This window comes from Pseudomonas sp. CP4 (assembly GCF_047758505.1).
Classification (GTDB): Bacteria; Pseudomonadota; Gammaproteobacteria; order Pseudomonadales; family Pseudomonadaceae; genus Aquipseudomonas; species Aquipseudomonas fluorescens_AO.
In genome coordinates this window covers 5,915,530-5,935,810 of the sequence record NZ_CP180489.1, presented here as the reverse complement: position 1 = coordinate 5,935,810, position 20,281 = coordinate 5,915,530, and the positions used below count along the sequence as shown (strand labels likewise).

Annotated in this window: 11 protein-coding genes; 9 read left to right on the top strand and 2 right to left on the bottom strand. The window is 62.7% G+C overall.

Features of this window, described 5'->3' with window-relative positions:
- Position 1 precedes the first annotated feature (1 nt).
- Entirely contained in the window at positions 2-931 is a 930-nt protein-coding gene (locus tag ACMYUN_RS26795; protein ID WP_415762291.1) for a LysR substrate-binding domain-containing protein, read from the bottom strand.
- A gap of 113 nt (positions 932-1,044) precedes the next feature.
- On the opposite strand from ACMYUN_RS26795, the gene ACMYUN_RS26790 reads away from it, so the two are divergent.
- The 9 genes from ACMYUN_RS26790 to ACMYUN_RS26750 all read left to right on the top strand — a co-directional run bounded on the left by ACMYUN_RS26790 (position 1,045) and on the right by ACMYUN_RS26750 (position 7,726).
- On the top strand, positions 1,045-1,443 hold the full coding sequence (locus ACMYUN_RS26790) for a RidA family protein (protein WP_310409524.1): 399 nt from the start codon (positions 1,045-1,047) through the stop codon (positions 1,441-1,443).
- Between the two features lie 157 nt (positions 1,444-1,600).
- Positions 1,601-2,464, top strand: a complete 864-nt coding sequence (locus ACMYUN_RS26785) for a putative selenate ABC transporter substrate-binding protein (protein ID WP_415762290.1) — start codon at positions 1,601-1,603, stop codon at positions 2,462-2,464.
- Entirely contained in the window at positions 2,461-3,258 is a 798-nt protein-coding gene (locus ACMYUN_RS26780) for a phosphonate ABC transporter ATP-binding protein (protein ID WP_133336349.1), read from the top strand. The genes ACMYUN_RS26785 and ACMYUN_RS26780 overlap by 4 nt, the downstream gene beginning before the upstream one ends.
- Positions 3,252-4,079 carry a PhnE/PtxC family ABC transporter permease gene (locus tag ACMYUN_RS26775; protein WP_415762288.1) on the top strand — a complete coding sequence of 276 codons (828 nt, stop codon included), beginning with the start codon at positions 3,252-3,254 and terminating at the stop codon, positions 4,077-4,079. The genes ACMYUN_RS26780 and ACMYUN_RS26775 overlap by 7 nt, the downstream gene beginning before the upstream one ends.
- Positions 4,076-4,843 (top strand): phosphonate ABC transporter, permease protein PhnE, encoded by a 768-nt coding sequence (gene phnE, locus ACMYUN_RS26770; protein WP_129999458.1) that lies wholly within the window; start codon positions 4,076-4,078, stop codon positions 4,841-4,843. The genes ACMYUN_RS26775 and phnE overlap by 4 nt, the downstream gene beginning before the upstream one ends.
- A gap of 178 nt (positions 4,844-5,021) precedes the next feature.
- Positions 5,022-6,701, top strand: a complete 1,680-nt coding sequence (locus tag ACMYUN_RS26765) for an MFS transporter (protein ID WP_039763542.1) — start codon at positions 5,022-5,024, stop codon at positions 6,699-6,701.
- A 107-nt stretch (positions 6,702-6,808) separates the two neighbouring features.
- Positions 6,809-7,027 carry a hypothetical protein gene (locus ACMYUN_RS26760; protein ID WP_129999464.1) on the top strand — a complete coding sequence of 73 codons (219 nt, stop codon included), beginning with the start codon at positions 6,809-6,811 and terminating at the stop codon, positions 7,025-7,027.
- A gap of 230 nt (positions 7,028-7,257) precedes the next feature.
- The gene (locus ACMYUN_RS26755) at positions 7,258-7,452 is read left to right on the top strand and encodes a stability determinant (protein WP_415762287.1); all 195 of its coding nucleotides are present in this window, start codon (positions 7,258-7,260) and stop codon (positions 7,450-7,452) included.
- A gap of 148 nt (positions 7,453-7,600) precedes the next feature.
- A complete protein-coding gene (locus ACMYUN_RS26750; RefSeq protein WP_415762286.1) occupies positions 7,601-7,726 on the top strand; it encodes a type II toxin-antitoxin system RelE/ParE family toxin in 126 nt (41 codons plus the stop codon).
- Between the two features lie 45 nt (positions 7,727-7,771).
- On the opposite strand, the gene ACMYUN_RS26745 is transcribed toward ACMYUN_RS26750, so the two are convergent.
- Complete coding sequence (locus ACMYUN_RS26745) at positions 7,772-20,257, bottom strand: filamentous haemagglutinin family protein (protein WP_415762285.1); 12,486 nt, start codon at positions 20,255-20,257, stop codon at positions 7,772-7,774.
- Between the last annotated feature and the right edge of the window lie 24 nt (positions 20,258-20,281).

Sequence of the window (20,281 nt, the reverse complement as noted above, 5' to 3'; positions counted from 1 at the left end):
ATCATGGCCGTGACTGGCGCGTCACGATTGGCGCCGGCTGTGCCATCAGCTCTACGACCCAATCAATAAAAACCCGCAACTTCAGGCTCACATGCCGATTCGGCGGATAGGCCAGATAAAGCGGCATCGACTCAAGCTGCCAGCCTTCAAACAATTGCACCAACTCACCCCGCGCCACAGGGGCGTCAGACATATACGTTGGCAGCCACAGCACACCCATGCCGGCCAGCCCTGCCGCGAGATAGGCATTGCCGTCATCCACCGCCAGCACATGGTGCCCCTTGATCTGCAAGCGCTCGGTGCCGTTGTGCAATGTGTACGGAAGAGGTTTGCCGGTGCGCGCCCAGAGGAATGCAACGACGCGGTGATGGGAGTCTTGCAGTTCCAACGGGTGCTCAGGCGTACCTTCGCGAGCCAGATAAGCCGGCGCGGCAAATACGCCCAAGGGCAGATCGGCAAGCTTGCGCGCCATCAACGATTGATCGAGCAGCTCGCCACCGCGCACCACGCAATCGACGTTCTCATCGATGATGTCGACGATGCGGTCGCTCACGCCCATGTCGATCTGAATGTCCGGGTAGCGCGCATGAAATTCCGGTAAGGCCGGCACCAGGATCAGCCGCGCGAACGGGCTCGGCACGTCGATGCGCAAGCGTCCGCGCGGCCGTGCGGCGGCGCCGGGCAGGCTGGTTTCGGCGTCGTCCATGTCGGCCAGCAACTTGATCACCCGCTCGTAATACGCCGCACCATCGGCGGTAACGTTGACCTTGCGCGTGGTGCGGTTGAGCAACTTGACCCGCAGCCGCGCCTCCAGTTGTTGCACCAATTGCGTCACCGTGGTCTTGCTCATGTGCAAGGTTTCGGCAGCCTTGGTGAAACTGCCCGCCTCGACCACCCGGGCAAAGGCCTGCATTGCATCGAAACGGTCCATCCGCGCCCCTCGATTGTTTGGGGTTTACAAACAGTGAACGCCAAGCTTGCGCGTTTATCCGGCAGCTGCAAATACCTAAAGTCGCTCCATCAACCACTGATGGAGTCAGCACCATGTCTCAGCGCGATGTCGTTTTCCCACCTGCCCGCCATGCCCTGTACGAGCGTCACCGTTACTCGCCGGCAATTCGCTCCAACGGTTTTCTGTTTGTCTCCGGGCAAGTCGGCAGCCGCGAGGACGGTTCACCCGAGGCCGATTTGCCCGGTCAGGTGCGCACGGCGTTCAACAACCTCAACGCGATCCTCGCTGCGGCCGGTTGCAGCTTCGACGACGCGGTGGATGTCACTGTGTTCATGGTCGATCCGCACTCGACGTTCGAAACAATCTGGAGTGTGGTCCCAGAGTTCTGGGGCGAAGCGCCGTTCCCGACTGTCACCGCTGTCGGCGTGACCTGGCTGGCGGGTTTCGATTTCGAGATCAAGGTGATTGCGAAACTGCCCGAAGCGGCCTGACCGGCGCCGCACACAAACAGACACAACGCGCCAGCACGGAGGCTGGCCAATCTCCTCGCGAATGCGTATAACCTCGCCGTTTCGTCTACCCTGACGTGGCGCGCCGCTCTGTAGCGGCAGCCCTTCGAATGTTGACGCTTATGAAACGGAGAATTCTATGTTCAAGCGTACCCTCGCCCTCACCGCCGGTCTGGCGCTGTCCTTTTCTGCCCTGATGACGCAGGCCGCTGATGTCCTGCGCGTCAGCGCGATTCCCGACGAAGCTCCGACCGAGCTGCTGCGCAAGTTCGAACCGCTGGGTGCCTATCTTGAGCAGCAGTTGGGCATGAAGGTGCAGTTTGTGCCTGTCGCCGACTACCCGGCGGTGGTTGAAGCGCTGGCCACCGATCGCCTCGATATGGCCTGGCTCGGCGGTTTCACTTTTGTGCAGGCACGTTTGAAGACCGACGCCACCACGCCAGTGATCCCGCTGGTGCAGCGCGAGCAGGATGCGCAGTTCACCAGCAAATTCATCACCGCCGACCCGAACGTGAAAAGCCTCGCCGACCTCAAGGGCAAAACCTTCGCCTTCGGTTCGGTGTCGTCCACCTCCGGCAGCCTGATGCCGCGTTACTTCATGCTGAAAAACGACGGCATCAAGCCTGAAGGCTATTTCAGCCGCGTTGCCTATTCCGGCGCACATGACGCCACCGTTGCCTGGGTGCAGGCCGGTAAGGTCGATGCCGGTGTGTTGAACGCCAGTGTCTGGCAGAAACTGGTCGACGCTGGCAAGGTCGACACCAATAAGGTCAAGGTCTTCGCCACCACCCCGACCTACTTCGATTACAACTGGACCGTGCGCGGCACCCTTGATCCGAAGCTGGCCGCGAAAATCAAGAAAGCCTTCCTCGACCTCGATCCGGCCAACCCTGAGCAGAAGAAGATCCTCGATCTGCAGGCCGCCAGTCGCTTCATCGACACCAAGCCCGAGAACTACAAGGGCATCGAGGAAGCCGCCCGCGCCGCCGAACTGCTGAAATGACCCTACGCCTCACCCAGGGCAGCCTGCGCCATGCCAATGGCGTCGATGCCCTTCGCACTATCGACGTACAGATTGGCACTGGCGAACAGGTCGCGATCATCGGCCCGTCCGGCGCGGGCAAATCAAGCCTGCTCAATCTGCTGGCGACCGCGCTCAAGCCCAGCAGCGGCGAGATCGAAGTGCTCGGCGAACGTGCCTGGCACTTGTCGGCGCGCCAGCGGCAGCGCCTGCGTGCGCGCATCGGTCTGGTGCATCAGGCGCCACCGATTCCGCCGCGTCAGCGGGTGATTACGGCGGTGCTGGCCGGCAAGCTTGGCCAGTGGAGTCTGGGCAAAAGTCTGCTGAACCTGCTGCATCCGCTGGATGTGGCGGGGGCGCGCGCGGCGTTGGCGCGGTTGGATCTGGGCGATAAATTGTTCGCCCATTGCCAGCAGCTATCCGGCGGGCAACTGCAGCGCGTCGGCATTGCGCGGGTGCTGTATCAGGCGCCGGAAATATTGCTCGCCGACGAGCCGGTGTCAGCGATGGACCCGGTGCTCGCCGGCCACACATTGTCGATCCTGTCGCGCCATGCTCGCGAGCACAACGTCACACTGGTAGCGAGCCTGCACGCAGTGGATCTGGCGCTGGCGCACTTTCCACGGATCATCGGTTTGCGCGACGGGCAGATTCTTTTCGACTGCCGTTCTGACGAAGTCAGTCGCGACAAGCTCGATGCGTTGTACGCCAATGAACAACTGCAATCGCCTGCGCCAGCGGCCGCGCCTTTGATTGTGCAGATTCCGCGATGCTGAAAGCTGATTCACGGGACCCGGCGGCGTGGCCGCGATTGTCGCTGACGCTGCTGGCGCTTGCGCTGTTGTGGCCGGGCATTCAACTCAGCGAGCTGGACCTGGGCGTGTTGTTTCAGGCCGATAGCCAGAACGAAATGGGCCGTTTCGTTTCGGCATTCTGGCCCCCCGCGCATGATCAAGCGTTCCTGCAACTGCTGCTCAAAGCCACCCTGCAAACCTTGGCGATTGCCACGGCCGGCATGGCCCTGGCCCTGCTGCTGGCAGTGCCGGCCAGCCTGATCGCCAGTCGCGCGTTGTCGCTCTCGGCGGCGTCACGGGGCGGCGTGCCGAGCCTGCTTGGGCGGTTGCTGCGCTGGCCGGTTCGCGGCTTGCTGATCTTTTTGCGCAGCGTGCCGGAAATCGTTTGGGCGCTGTTGTTCGTCCGCGCGGTCGGCCTCGGCCCGGCGGCGGGTGTGTTAGCCATCGCCATCACCTACAGCGGCATGCTCGGCAAGGTCTACGCAGAAATTTTCGAATCCACCGACCAGCGTCCGGCGCACGCGTTGTTGCAGGCCGGCAGCGGTCGACTGGCGGCGTTCGCTTACGGCACGTTGCCGAATGTCGCCGCCGAATTGCTCTCGTACACGGTGTATCGCTGGGAGTGCGCGGTTCGTGCCTCGGTGGTAATGGGCTTTGTCGGCGCTGGTGGCCTGGGGCAACAGATTGACTTGTCGATCCGCATGTTCGCCGGCGGTGAAGTCGCCAGCATGTTGCTGACGTTCCTGCTGCTGGTGCTGTGCGCCGATCAACTCAGCCGTTTGCTGCGCTGGAGGCTGACATGAGGCGCCTGATCAATCTGCTGTTGCTCGCCGCCATTGCGCTCTCGGTAGTCGCGTCTTTCGCTTATCTGGAACTGGATCTGGCCGAACTGGGCAGCGCCAACAGCCTTAAGCAGATGGGCAGTTATGTGCAGCGCTTTCTCAGCCCTGACTTGAGCGCCAGTTACCTGAAAGCCATCGCCCACGGTTCGCTGGAAACCCTGGCCATGTCGGCCCTCGGCACCCTGCTCGCGGCATTGTTCGGCATCGTCCTGGCGCTGCCCGCCGCCGGGCGTTTCGGCTGGCCGCTGCAAAGTGCGGCGCGTCTGCTGCTCAACGGCTTGCGGGCGATTCCGGAACTGGTCTGGGCGGCGCTGATGGTGCTCGCCGCCGGCCTCGGCCCGAACGCAGGCACCCTCGCCCTCGCCCTGCACACCACTGGCGTACTCGGCCGACTGTTCGCCGAAGCGCTGGAAAACACCCCGCCGCAACCGGCCGAGGCGATCCGCTTGCAGGGCGGCAATCCGATTCTGGCGTTCTGCTACGGCACCCTGCCCAACCTCGCCCCGCAACTGCTTGCCTACTGCCTGTATCGCTGGGAAAACAACATCCGCATGGCCAGCGTGCTGGGTTTTGTCGGCGCTGGCGGGCTGGGGCAGATGCTGTATGTCAGTCTCAGTCTGTTCCAGGAAGCCCAGGCCAGCACGGTGATTCTGGCGATGCTGTTGCTCGTGTTTCTGGTTGACTGGCTGAGCGCCTGGAGCCGGCAGCGTTGGGTCAAAGCGTAGGCCGAGTGGATATCTGGCAAAAGCTGATTATGCTTCAGGAAACCTTGCAGCCCTGCGAGGCGGTCAGACTGTGCAAGCTTCACGCGAGAGCAACGGCGGCAGATGCCAACGGGCCAGAGTGCGACAGGCAGTAACGGGGGACTCCGGCCTACAACAATAAGCACGACGGAGAACACCCATGGCCACAATCGACACAGCATCCACCGGCACACCGCCCCGCAGCGGCGGCATCACCAGGGAGGAGCGCAAGGTCATCTTCGCTTCCTCGCTGGGCACGGTTTTCGAGTGGTACGACTTTTACCTCTACGGCTCACTGGCGGCGATCATCGCCAAGCACTTCTTTGCCGGCGTCAACGAAACCACCGCGTTCATCTTTGCCCTGCTGGCCTTCGCTGCCGGGTTCGCCGTGCGGCCGTTCGGCGCCATCGTCTTCGGGCGCCTGGGAGACATGATCGGGCGCAAACACACGTTTCTGATCACCATCGTGATCATGGGCGTGTCGACGGCAATCGTCGGTCTGCTGCCCGGCTACGCAACCATAGGCGTCGCCGCCCCGGTGATCCTGATTACCCTGCGCCTGCTCCAGGGGCTGGCGCTGGGCGGGGAATACGGCGGCGCCGCGACCTACGTGGCCGAACACGCGCCACGTAATCGCCGTGGCTTTTTCACCTCGTGGATTCAAACCACCGCCACTCTCGGTCTGTTCATGTCGCTGCTGGTGATCCTCGCCTGCCGCACAGCGCTGGGCACCGAAGCGTTTGAGGCGTGGGGCTGGCGGATTCCGTTTCTGCTGTCGATCATTCTGCTGGCCGTGTCGGTGTATATCCGCCTGCAACTGAGCGAGTCGCCGGTGTTCCAGAAAATGAAGGACGAAGGCAAGGCTTCGAAAGCGCCGCTGACCGAATCCTTCGCGCGCTGGGACAACCTCAAAGTGGTGATCATGTCCCTGCTCGGCGGCACCGCCGGGCAAGCGGTGGTCTGGTACACCGGGCAGTTCTATGCGCTGTTCTTCCTGTTGCAAACATTGAAGATCGATCCGCAGACCGCAAACCTGCTGATCGCCGGCTCGCTGCTGATCGGCACGCCGTTCTTCGTGATTTTCGGCAGCCTGTCCGATCGCATCGGGCGCAAGCCGATCATCATGGCCGGGTGCATTCTCGCAGCGCTGACGTACTTTCCGATCTTTCATGCGCTGACCCAGTACGGCAACCCGGACGTGTTCGTCGCCCAGGAAAAAAATCCGGTCAAGGTGATCGCCAGTCCCGAGCAGTGCTCGTTCCAGTTCGATCCGGTGGGCAAGGCCAAATTCACCAGTTCCTGCGACCTGGCCAAGACGCTGCTGGCGAAACGCGCGATCCCGTACGAGAACGTCGCCGCCGAACCGAACACGGTGGCGCAGGTGCGCATCGGTGACCGCGTCGTCGAGAGCTTCGAAGGCAGCGCCCTCCCCGCCGCCGACTTCAAGACCCGCAACGACGCCTTCACCGCCAACCTCGGCGCGGCGCTGAAAGAAGCCGGTTACCCGGAAAAAGCCGACCCGGCGAAAATCAATTATCCGATGATGCTGCTCCTGCTGACCGTGCTGGTGATCTACGTGACCATGGTGTATGGCCCGATCGCCGCGTGGCTGGTCGAGCTGTTCCCGACGCGCATCCGCTACACCTCGATGTCGCTGCCCTACCACATCGGCAACGGCTGGTTCGGCGGCTTCCTGCCCACCGTGGCCTTCGCCATGGTCGCCGCCACCGGCGATATCTACTACGGGCTGTGGTACCCGATCGTCATCGCAGTGGCGACGGCGATACTCGGCACCTTCTTCCTGCCGGAAACCAAGGATCGCGACATTCTCAAGGACTGAAATCGCTGTTGCGCCCTCTCCTGCGGGAGAGGGCCTCGCCGCTGAAAAATTTCGAACGTCTGCCGCCCCGCTGTCTCCAATGTGTACACCCACAGGAGGCCAGCGCCATGAACCCCAACGACGACAAAACCCCCAACGCCCCGCCCACCGATGCCAGCGGTAAACCGGTGAACGTGGTCGAACGCGATCTGCAGGACCGTGACGACAAAACCGAAGGCGTGGACAAGGTCATCACGCCGTCTTCCACTCGGGTCAAAGAGCAGGAAGCGGAAGAACTGCAGCGCAAGGTCGATGAGATCGAGCGCAAAGTGGCGGACGGTAACTGACTGCGGCGTGGCTGTGGCCGCGGCTTTGAGCGGCGGCTGTCAGCCCGATGACCCAAAGCTGATTTCCTACAGAATCGAACTACACCCCTCATCGACTTCACGTGCATCACAAGCGAAGCGCCTGACAGATTTGTATCGTCCGTTTGGGGGTGATGTCTCCCTCGTCCCGCCAGTGACGACAACGAGCCACATCCCCCTTAGACTGCTTCACATTGATCACGGAGGTCATTATGAGCGCTGAACTTTCACTTATCGTTTCAGACTTCGAAACCGAAGAAGAGGCTGCGGAATACGACCTTTGGTTTCGTGCGCAGGTCCAGGAAGCACTTGATGATCCGCATCCGGGCTTTCCTCACGATGAAGCTATGATACTGCTCGCCCAAATGCTCGAAGAGAGGCGCAGGAGCCGCCGCGCTGCTGGTTAGATGGAGCAACAAGGCTCTTGCTCAACTGGCTGACATCTGCGAATACATCGACCAATTCAACTCCACCGCTTCGATCTCTATGGAACGCAAGGCTGTAGCAGCGGCGGAAAAGCTTTAATCCATACCCTATGGTTTCCGATCTGGTCGAGTGCAAGGCACACGTGAGATGGTGATTCATCCTAACTATCTGCTGGTATATCAGGTGAATGGGGTCATCAAAATACTGACGGTACTTCACGCTCGACAAAAATATCCGCGATCCCCTCCACACTAAAAAAGGCGGCCAACCGGCCGCCCAAACGTACTGCACGAGAGTCCTCTACAACGTCAGCTGCCCACGCTCCTCCTCGGTCAGCTGCTGTTTCGCCTGTTCATCCAGCGCCCCGGCGCCCAGCACCTGCACCGGGCTGTCCGGGTTGTAACCGGCCGCCGGCGTGCGACTGGCGCCATCGCGCGACGGTGCCAGTTGCTCGTTGCCGAAACTGAGCACCTGCACAGTGAACACCGAGGCCTGGTTCTGCCGCGCCGCTGCCTGTTGCTGACGGGCGACGTCTTCCGCTGCTTGGGTAGCGGAGGATGCCGCCGAGCTCGCCGAGGTGATTGCGCCAGTGTTGACCGCTGACACCACCGGCACGCCAGTCGCTTTACCCTGCACGGAAATGTTCGCGGCGTTGACCACCGTCAGCGCGGCGATGTTGACGTTACCCGACACGCGAATCCCCGCTTCGCCGGCGTCGATGGTGCCCAGTGGCGCGATCAGGTCGATGTTGCCTGGCGCCACTTCGGCGATCGGGTTGAGCGTGGCGATACCGGCGCCGGTGCTCGGCACCGATGGCGACAGCGTGACGTTGCCCCAGCTGTCGTACACACGTTTTGGCGGCGTGTAGACCACGGTGGTTTTCGAGCCGCGACCGGCGTTGATGTCGCCCTCGGCGGACCAGCCGAGAATCGAGCCGCCGAACGTGGTCATGATCCGGCTCTGGCCGAGCAGAATGCTGCCTTGCGAGTACAGCTGAATGTCGCCCGAACCCTGAGTGATGATCCCCGCCGTCGACGGCGGCGCCGCGCCTTCGATGCCGAACACTTGACCACCACCTGGCGTAAGCATCTGGATGTCTCCGCCAAACAGCGTCTTGACCCCTGCTCCGCCGTACATCGTGATATCGCCGTCGTAGCGAAGCGGATTGCCGGCGACATCAGTGGTCGGAAACAGCGCCGCAATGGCGTTGCGACCGCGCAGGTAACTGCCGGTGCGCGGGCCGTCGGCATCGGTGTATTCCAGGCCACCGGCGCGCAATTCGGCGAAGTACACCTGGCGGGCGAAGATCGCCTGCTCGGTACTCGGCAGTGCGGCGAAGAACGCTTGCGCCTGTTCGTCGCTACCCTTGAAGCCATAACCCAGGCTCAGCCAGCTCTGCAGTTCTTCGACGTAGGTCTTGACCACTTTGCCCGGTTGCGCGCTAAGGGCCACAGCCGGATCCGCGACGTTTTGCGGGTTCAGATAACGCGCAATAAACCGTGAGTAATCCGGCCCCTGCGCGCCCGCACCCGCTTGCATCACGATGCTCGCACCGGGGCGCTGATCACCTGCCACGACAGGGCCGAGGCTGGTGATGCTGGCGCGATCTTCCATCAGGATATTACGCCCGGCATTGACGTCCAGAACACCCGGGCCGGCAATGTCGAAGCTGCTGTAGAGAATGTCTCGCCCGGCCGAAACCCGCGAAATGTCGCGTGCATCGTTATGCACGAACAGATTGCCGGTAGACGCGATCTGTTCGTTATTGCGACTCATGCCCCCAACGGGCGCAAACGTGGGTTGCCCCAAATGGGTACCGGACGCCACGATGTCACGCCCCGCCACCATCCACACCGGGCCTGCCGATTCATACCAGGTGCGCTTCGTGGTCGCGAACGCCAGCGTTTCGCCCGTGCGAATTCCTACCAGGTCACCGGTCAGTGCATAGAAGCGCGCCGGCCCCTGAACACTGCTCAACCCCGAGTAGCTATCGGGACCAAAGGCAAACAGTGGATAGCGCGAATTGGCTTGCGCCAGCACACCATCACTGCCGGCATTGGTCATGATCGGCCGTGCGGACTGGTTGTTGCCGTAGCCATTGAACGCGGGTGCAAACGGTGTGGCGAGCGCCGCCGGGCTGGCCCCTGACTGGTTGATGGCGTAGCCGCCGGCATAGATCGAATCCCCAGCGATCAGTTCAAGCTGCCCCGCGCTGGAAGGTGCCAACAGCAATGACCAGGCCAGAGCCGGCGCCGGGTTGCCTATGCCGTAGGCCGCTGATGGTCCCGCATAAATCGAGCCCTGGCGGGCCACGGCACGCAATATCGAAGGAAAGACGAAGCGGTCATCGGTGGGTGACCCGTTAAGCCCGGCGACGGGGTCCTGCCCGGTGGTTTCCATCAACTGGGTGCTGGGCGTCAGGTTGCCGCCGGCCGAGAACAAATCGATGGCCGTGTGATCGGTCCACAGCGAGAAACCACTCAAACCGCCGCCGGCATGGTAAACGCCATCCGCCGTGGTAAACGGTGTGGAGTTCTGCAATCGCACGCGGCCGGGATCGGCGGCGGCGCCCAAGACCAGATCGCCGCGGGTGTTGAGGCGCATGCCGGAGTCACCGGGAATCAGCACCAGCCCACCACTGGCATTACTGGCCGTCGAGTTGAACGGATCGAAGGCGCGCGTTTCCCGTGGGTCATGAAATAGCGCCGAGGCACCGTACTGCAGATTGATACCGCCCAACGCGGCGCCCGTCAGTTGCGCCGCACCGCGCAGGTTGATGAGCGCGCCCTGCAAGTCGTGCGTCGGCGTGCCGGTACCCGCCAGGCCGGCACGTGCCTGCAGAGACGGATTGAGGACACCGCCCAGACGAATATCCAGGTCTCCGCCACCGGTCAGTTGCAGGTTCCCGTCACTGTCCACGCGGCCCGTACTGCCGACAGCCACGATCAACCCCTGACTGCGAGGGTACGACGCATACCTGTCGTCGCCCATGGCCTTGAGCATGCCGGCATCCCCGCCAGCGCTCAGACTGATGTTGCCGCCGCCCAGCGTACCGAACCCGGTAAAGCCCACCAGATAAGGTCTGGTTTCCTCGCCCAGCGCTGGCAATGGCTGCGCAGCGTAGCTGCCGAAATTGATCCACCAGGCAGTCGGTACATCGTTGTTGCCGGTGCCCTGGCGCCAGAGCCAATTGCCCACCGCCACACTCGGCACCTGCTCCCGCGTACCGTCGCCCGTGGCGACCGAGCGACGGCCAAGCACGTCACCGGACACAGACCCGCCGGCATTGATCGTCAGGTTGCCGCCCATCTGCGGATACCAGGCCTGATAGAGGCTGGCACTGCCGCCATCGACCCATTTTTCGTAATCGCTGCCAGCGCTGCCCAATACCGAGCCATCAGCCGACAGCCTTCCGCGGGGCTGGTTATAACGCGCGTCGACGTCTGCCGATTGGGTGCCGGCGGTGTAGACGCCGAAAGGTGAAGCCATGCTCAGGTTACCGGCCGCTATCAAATCCAGGTCGCCGGTGCCAGTACGCAAAACGCTGAACATCTGCGTGTGGGCCTGGGCGCTCTTGCTCGGATTGTTTTCAATGCACAGTGCCGGGTCGATGGAGCACCAGAACAATTCGTCATCGTTCATTGGTGTGTAATCCGGCATGCCCATCCAGTTGCCAGGCGCCCACACACTGCGCGCCATGGGCGCGCAAGAACCGGGAGCGATATCACAGAGCACAAGGTATTCCTCGGGAACCGGTTCGTACGGTGTAAAGCCATACTCGTTATCCACCGCCCAGACCAGTTTGCCGGCGACCTCGATCATGTTCACACCATAGTGAGTGTCGGCCATCTGCAAGTTGCCGACGCTGGCCTGAGGTTTCACGCTACGGCTGTCGGCCGCGGTCAGATCGGCGCCTGCCACCATGCGCATCGACCACGACGCACTGCCCGCCGGCAGCATGCTGGCGATCGCCCAGTTACGACCTTGCTGGTTGCCATTGGCAGGACGCATGTCGAGGAATAGCGTGCCATCGGCGAGCTTCACGTTAGTCATGGAGGGGATCAGCGAACCCCGCAACAGCGCCAACGTTCCGTTCAACACAACACCCACCTTTTTATTGTCGGCGTCAACCGCACCCGGCAGCGGCACGCCTTTGGGCCAGAGCAGGGCCTGCAGTGCGGTGGCGTTGTTCAAGCGGATACCTGCACCCAAGCGACTGCCGGGCGGCAGGGTCACAGCGTTGTCGAGCAACGTACCGGCGGCATACATCAGGTTACCCGCCGCGTCATGCACATCGCCGGCCAGCACCGTGCCACCCTGTAACACGTAAGGTGCGGCCAAAGTGCTCTGAACCGGCAACACCGTGCCCGCAGCCAGTGTGGCGGCTTGAATCGGCAGGTCGTAATTCAAGGTGGCGCCGACCGGGAAGAGCGTCCCTTCGGCAAGGCTGACACCACTGCCCGGTACGATCAGGTCACCGCCGAACGGCTGTATCCCCGGCAACAGTTTCCAGCCAGCGTCGTCCACGGTTTCCGGCGGCGGTGCGAAACCGTCGTTGATGCTGCCGTAGATATCGAGGTTGCCACCGGCACGGATCAACAGGCTGCCCGCTTCCCCGCTGCCATACATCGAGGTCCGGCGAGTGTGCGGGTTGAGGCTGGCGTAACGGTAGCCGGACAAGTCGAGATCGCCCTGCACCACCAGATCGCCGTCAGCGGTTTTGCTGACGATTTCCACCCCCGGGCGCAGATGAAACGCATCGGCATAGGTCGCATTGTTGAGGCCGGCCAGTTTGCGTTGAAGCAGATCACTGTTACCCAGCGCCGCATCGATAAAGCCGCTGCTGTCTGAGTGAATGCGGTCCAGGTAAGCTTGATCGATCACTTGATACGGGCGACCGCTGGCCGCCGGATCGGTGCCATCGGCAGCATCACTGTAACTTCGCACGGCATTCAGCCCGATGGAGCGGGCACCTTGAATATCCAACGTACCGCTGGCATCCACCGCGATGTCACCGCCGCCCTGGCGCGGTGCATTCAGCTCCAGCGTCCCACGCAACACGTCATCGCGTTGTCCCGCCTGGTTTCCAGGCACTGCATCGGTGCCGTGACGCAGATCAATCCGTGCACCAGCGGCCAGCGTCAGCACGCCGTCACCTGAATTGAGTTCAACCATGGCGCGGTTCGGTGCGTCGATGATTTTGCCGTAGCTGTCGACGCGTAGTACGCGGCCATGGGCATCGAGCAGCGCGTTGCCCGTCAGGTTCAGACCGTTTTTGCCGGCAAGGCGAATGCTGCCGACCCGTTCACCACTGGCATCGATCACCCCGTCCACGGTCAGGTTGCCGTTGTCCACCGAGACATTGACTTCGCCCGCTTTGAGTTCGTTACCGATACGCAGATCGCCCTGCTTGAACTGGAAGCTTCGACTGCCCACTACCCCGCCGGCATTCAAGCGCAGGTTAAGGCTGGCAAAGGCCTGGCTCAAATCACCCGCCAGGCGCTGGGCGCGAATGTCCACGCCACCGGCCCTGTACGGCACCCACGTACCGCCCGCGTCGTAATAGCCACTGCTGCTGCCGACAATCTGCCCTTGCAGATCAACCTGTCCAGCGTCAGTGGCCAGCGCCACAACGTTCAATTGGCCGGCCTGATTGTTGACGGCGGACAGATCGATTCGCGAGCCCGCCAACTGACGAATATTGCCGTTGTTGCTCTGCAACGACACGTCGCCGCCCCAGCTGTATTTCTGCACATCATTGAACGGCAGAACCCGGCCCGCCATGTCCACCTGCGCGCCGCTGCCAAGCAGCAGATCATCCTCGGCATTGACCAGCAGCTTGCCGCTGGCGAGGACGATGCGACTGTCGAGCACAACACTGCGTGCCGTCAGGCTCAGTTGCGCACCGAGGGCATCCGCGGCAGCCGTTGTGGCGCTACCACTCAGAGTCAGGTTGTTGCCCGCCTTGAGTTCACTGACCGAGGCGGCCTCGCCGGTCAGCAATGGCGTGCGCAGATTGAGATTGCCGCCGCTGTAGCTGAACCCCTTGACCGCGTCATAAGCCCCTTGGGATTCGTACACCGCCAGACTGCCCTTGTGGTTGGCGGTGATGCGCTCGCTGGCGTTGAGGTTGACGTTGGCAAACCCCAGGGCCAGTCGGTTATTGCGATCCAGGCCATTGGGCTGCGGGTTCGGGCCATAACCCAATTCGATCCGCTGCGCCTGAATATCCAGCGTGCCGTGCCCGTTGCCGGCGCCGTCCTTGACCACCGTACCTGGGGCCTGAGTCGCCCCGTTCCAGATCAGATTGCGGGTGCGGATCGTCGCGACATCGTTGGCAGCGCCCGAGCCGTAGATGGCCGGGCTACCCAACACCAGATTCTGCAAACGGCTCTGGCCGGTCTGCGGATCAATGGTGTCGAGGGTCACGCTGCCGAAAAAGTTGAACGCATCGCGGGCCACCAGACTCAGGGTTTCCAGGGCGGGGGCGCCAGATTGCGTGTCGCCCTGCAACAGGCGATCCAGCACGTTCTGGTTAAGCGTCAGGCCCGCGGGTGTGCGGCCGCTGGCTGCGGCCAGTGCTTGCGCACTGCCGGCATTGACCACACCGACCGAAAGCCCGAGTTGGCGAGTGCCAAAGCGCACGCTTTCGCCCAGTTCGAAGTCTTTGTCAGTGGCGGCGATGATACTGCCGTTGGAGTACAGCAACGCCGCAGCGGTGCAATCGGCCGTCGGACAGTTGCCGATACGAATGCTCCCACCCCCGCCATCGGTGGGCGCAAGCACCGGCGTCCAGCCGTTGGACACCACCAGCAGGCTGGAGCGCCCCGGCTCGTAGACGAAACCGGCTGCGGCATCATACGGGACGTCACCTCGCCCCAAGGTATTGACGCCCGCTCCCGCATCGATGGTGATGCCGCCATTGGCGCTGTTACTGCTCAGCACAACCTCTGGCGCCGAGAGGATCGCGCCCTCGCGCAGACGAATCGCCGAGGTATTGCCGATCACCTTGATCGAGCCGCCCTCCGCACCGTAATACACGGTTGGGGTGCCACCGATGGTCAAACGTCCGGCATTCAAGCGGTTGAGGGTGTCGGCGTACAGCGATACACCGTCGAACCCTGGCGTTCGCGTATGCCCGGCACCGAGAATTTCAAACTCTGCGCCGGTATAACCGCCCTGCACGACCGCCGTACCAATGACCCCGCCGCTGGCAGGTTTGAACAGCACCTGCCCGTTGAAATCCAGGGCTGAGTCGTGCTCGCCGCCACTGACCATGCGCAGGTGCAGCGTGTTGCCGTCCAGCGGTGTGCGGGCGCGCGGCAGACCGCGGCGGGCAGCATCATTGAGCACAAATTGGCTGAACCCGGTTTCGTTGTACTGTGAATAGCGCCGCAGCACATCGGCAGACGTCACGATGACCTGGCTGGGCAAACTGTCGCGAATACCGGTGTTGGCAATCGACAGCTGTCCGGCCGTGGTCAACGAGCCATTGCGCAACTTCAACGCACTGTCCATCGGCCCCGCAATCGCTTGACCATTGATTTCGACCCGGAAGGCGCCCGGTAACAAGGCAAAGGTCGATGGCAACAAGGTGTAGGTGCCGGGTGCCAGTCCGGCAACGCCGGTCCCGAGGGTGATCTGCTGGCCGATACGCGGGTCGACCGCGCCGGCCTCGGCCAGCATCGGCGCATAGCGGCTCTGGTCACCGGCCACGATTGCATATACGGGGTTGCTGGCCAGCCCCGGCAAACTGAAGGTGCCATCGGTGGCATTGCGTACCAGCGGATTGAAACGCGCGTCGGTGGAGCCACCTCGTCCGGAGACAAAACCGGCACCGCGCAAATCGCCGCCGCCCGAAAGGTCGATCAGCGCCCCGGCCTGCACATTGGTGTATTGCGCATCAAGGATGACCCCGGAGGTCGCTCCGGCAATGCCATTCAACACTACCGACTTGCCGTTGTACCGATAGTCGATACCGTCGGTGGTTCCTCCATAGGGCATGACCAGTCCGGCGGCGCTGACTGAAGTCACGCTGCCCGGCAGAAGGTGAAGTTCACGGGTTTTGACGATGATGTCATCACCCAGGGATATCAGCCCCAAAGGCGCACGAATGACGCCGCCCTGCTCGATCTGTCCCGCACTGAGTGTCAGGCTGCCGAACACCGAGTAAGGCAAAGCGGTCGGCGCCGCCCCGTGATTGCCGATACGCAACGTATGCTCCGGCACCGATCCGGCCATACTTTGATAGCCCACTCGCACCTCAGCCGAGACGCCACTGGCCGGGTAGATCTGCGCAGCCCGCATGTGCATGTCACCCGCAGTCCACAGACGGCTGCGCTGCTGTTCATCGGTTGGCGCGAGGAAGCGCAGGTCGCCCTGGCTGTCGAGCGTGACCAGACCAAAGCCACGGCGGCTGACCGCCAACGCCGGTGCGGCCGATTGCACGATTGTCCCTTCGGTGCCGAATGAAAGCGAGTTGCCCACGTCCAGCAGGTTCGCGCTGGCGGTGAATTGCGCGCCGGACAACTGCGCTGTCGGATTGCTCATCACCCGCGGACGCACTTTGACTTCCGAGCTGAAATAGGTGCCCAGCCCTGACAGGCGCAGGTAAGGTGCGCTGAGGTTGACCCGGGCGCTGTCACTCGCCGACTCGGCCAATGAAAGAGAACCGGCGAACAGGCTCAGGCCCTGTCCCATGTGCAGGTCGACATCGCCGTCGAACGTCATCAGACCGTTGCTCAGCAGACTCACGCTGTCGAAGCCACCGCTCATAAGCTGATCGGCACTCAAGCGTGTACGCCCGTAGCGTAAAAGTGGCGAAGCCTCTCCCGCTCGCAGCGGCTGCGGCAGTGCCGGCGCAGGCCCTTGGGCAATGATCATTTCACGTGGCACGCGCACCGCATTGCTCAAGTTCGCGGAACCGTACGCCGGTGTATCCAGAGCGATCTCCAGACGCCCGCCCGCCGCACCCGCACCGCCAGCATTGGCCTGCAGACTGCCCTCGATGAACAGACCATTGTAGGAACTCAGGGTGATCCGTCCGCCATCGCTGGCCACACGAGCGGGGCCTTGCCCACCGCTATCGAGCACGGCTTGCGCACCGGACGCTTCCAGTCGCGCACCGTGGCGGATGATGACGAAAGCATCGGCAGCGGTCGCCGTGATTTTCTTCACATCAATCTCGCCACCGACAATGATCGAGCCACCCTTGCCAACCTGGCCGTAGACGCGGCCCAGCGCATCGACAGCGGTCGCTGCCCGACCGGCGACATCAATCAAGGCATGTTCACCGATCCAGATCGAACGGTTGTGCGGGGTCGGATCGGCCTCTTGCAAGGACGTCGCCACATCAATCGCGCCGAACTGCTGTTGACGGATATCGACAACACCGCCCCAGGCGTTGAGTTCACCCTCAAGCGTGATCTGGCCTGCCCCGCGCAAACCGATGCGCTGGCCGGGATCGACACTGATCCGTGAGCCTTCGCCAATCGACAACGGACTGCTGGCGGGATCAATCAAGCCAGCAAGCGTCGCGCCGGCCTGCAATGCGACAGAAGCGCCGGCCCTTTGCGTCAAGACGCCCTTGAGCGGGTCTTCCTGGAATAACGCGGGCGTCCATAGCTCCAGCGCAGCGCGCGGCGACATACCGGACACAATGGTCGAGGCGGATTCGCCAAATCGATAGACCGGCATCTGCACATCGATCGCACTTTGCGCGGCGACCTCCAGCCCCTTCAGACCGATGATTTTGTAAGCGCTGAACCCTGTGCTGAACAGCTCCGGCGTCAGGCGCAAGGTCTGTTCTTCGGACACTTCGCCGGCAGCGCCGATCCGCACCTTGCTGGCCTGCACGCTCAAGGTGCCGCCGCCGTTCACGCCATAGCCCTGCACCTCGCCATCGAGCTCCATGCGCGACAGGCCTGGCGCACTGTTGGCGCTGGATTCAAGCGTCACGTCGCCACCCTTGCCGCCACGCGTCTTGCCGTTGGCCAATACCGCACCGCCCGACGAAACATCGACCAGGCTGCCACTGGTCAGCAGAATGTCGCCGGTACTGCGGATCGACACCGTCCCGCCATTGAGGTACGCCAGGCCGCCCGCGTCGTCCGGGTTACTCGACAGGTTGCTCCACAGACCTCGTGTCTGCAATTGCACACCCTGCGCAACCGTCACTCGCGCTTGCTTGCCTGCTGAAACCTGCAGACTGGTGTCATCACGCCGATCGGTGGCGAGCTGGTTCAGAACGTTGCCCAATTGCAGGCTGCCGCCTTGCGCAATCAGATCGGCGTTGACCTGCACGTCAGGGCTGAACAGGGTGATGTTGCCACCGTGATCCACCGTCACGCCTTCATTGACTTCAATCGTGTTTTTTGCCGAGATCTTCAGCGCGCCCAGCGCGAAACCATTGAGCAGCCCGGCATCGAGGAACAGTTTGCCTGCGCGTTCTGCCGCGACCGCGTCGGTCAGCCCTGCGTTCGCTACGCTGGCATGCGCGCCCCCCACTTGCACCTGATCGAGCAACGGGTCGAGTTGATAGAGCAGGCCGGCACTGGCAGCGACATAAGCAGCATCGTAACTGCCAACCACCAACTGCCCTCGCCGCGCCCGGGCGGTCTGGGTCTGGGCATAGCCGTCCAGACCTGCCCGCGGTGCCTGGATTTGCCGTTCGCCCTGAAACACCTCGCCCAACAGCTGGCCTTCCAGCACGGCGTTGCCCGTGGCGATCACCAACTGGCCGGCATCCCGCCCAACGGTGTAACCCGCTTCCTGACGACGCGTCGGCGCGATCAGCGGGCTATAGAAATAATCCGTCTGGCCCCAGCGCTCGCTGTGACTTTCGTAACCTTTGTAAAGACCGTTGTAGAGAATATCGCCCGGCGCTCGCGACACTTCGTATAACCGCCCGTCCGCACCGCGCAGCCAGCTCTGGCGAATCTCGCCGCCCTGCACATCAAGCGTGCCGCCGGACACATTGATCAGCGAACCTCTTTCGCTGATCACGTCCTTTCCGGCAAACCGCACCTCACCGCCCTGCGCCATCCATTCACCAACGCCATGGCCCTGAGTGCCGAGGTATCCGCCGACCTCCAACAACCCACCGGCGGTGTACCAGCGGTCGGTGGCGTAACCGTTGGTGCCCGCCGGCACGAATACCAGCTCACGGACATCGACCCAGATGTCGTTACTGTTGAGCGCGCCGTTCTCGCGATTGACCGGCGCATCACGCTGCTCGTTGCCCTGGACGTTGATCTTGATGTTGTTGTTTGCCATCGCCACTTTGACGCCAAGGGCGCCGGACACGTCGATCACCGCCCCCTCGCGCAACAGACTGCGTCGCCCGGCGGCAACCGCCACCTGCCCACCGGTGGCAAGGGTGATCGAGCCGCTTTTGAATTCGACGGTGCCGCCGCTGCCGATGTCGATGCGTGACTGATCGCTGCGGATCCGGTTGTTGGCATTGACGCCGGTCAGCGCCGCCTCGCGCTGGCTGTCCAGGGCCGTGAGATCGCTGCTGTCGAGCAGAATCGCACTGACGCCATTTTCGCCCAGGGTCACACGGCCCTGGGCATCGCTGGCCGGATTGAGCAAATGCACGGTGCCGCGCGTCGCCACCGAAGTGCTCGCCAGCAGCACACCGTTTTGCACAACGTCGCGGCCAGTCAGGGTGATGTCGCCGGTGGATGCCTGGATCAGGCCGGTGTTGCTGACCTTGCCCGAGCTGTCAGCCTTGAAACCGGGAATGACTTCACTGCCGAAGGTGGTTGAATAGCCATTGCCATCGGTGCCCGAGCCCTTGCGGATATAGAAACGGTCCCCCGCACCCAGCACCGTCTGACCTTTGGCCGTACTGATCGAGCCGTCGTTCTGCACGTCCTGGCCAAGCAGCAAGGTATAGCCGCCGGCGTCGGTGGAGAGCGCAGGTTGATGCGTTTGTATGGCTGCGCCACGCTCCACCAGGACTTTGCCAGCAGCGTCGGTAAAGGTTGGCTGACTGCCGGTGCTGTCGAAATACAGACCCCGATCGCGAAATTGGGCATCGGTCATGTTCGCGGCTGCCGCTACCAGATTTCGCACATTGACCTGGCTGCCACCGCTGAAGACGATGCCGTTGCGGTTGATCAGCATCACCGTACCGTCCGCTTTGATCTGCCCCTGAATCTGGCTGGCCCGTGCGCTCGGATCGTTGACGCGATTGAGCACCGCCCAGTTGGCCTGCTGGGCAAATTCCACTGTGGTATTGCGGCCGACGTTGAACGTTTCCCAATTGAGAATCGCCTTGTCGGCGGTCTGCTCGATCTTCACCGTGGTCTTGCCGTCGGCCTGGGTTTGTTGCGGGCCTTTGGCGTTCATCCAGCCCTGGCTCAGGCTGTTATCGACCTTCAGGCCGCCCTCGCCCAATCCGTCCGGAACCACTTGCACACTGCCCAACGCGGCGGCACGTCCAGCGGCTTGTGCGGCCTGCTGAGCAGCAATCGCTGCCACGGTGTTATTGAGTGTCTGCAAAGAGCGCTGCAACTGCTGGCTGGCCCGTTGCTGCTGCGCCAGCGGTGGGGTCATCCCCGGCAGACCGCCCCCACCCGGACGCGACGCCGAAGCCTGCTGCGCTGCGCCCTTCGCGGCAAACCAGGTGGAACTGAACGCTGTCGCCGCCTCGGCACTGCCCGCCACCAGACACAAGGCGACGGCTTGCGCCAATGGCTTGAGCAGCCACTGTGCGGGATCGCCCGCGCCACGTTTGATCGGCCGGATACGGTTACTGTGACGGGAGGTGCGAGCAAGCATCACTACAGGTCCTTTTGGGTGGCA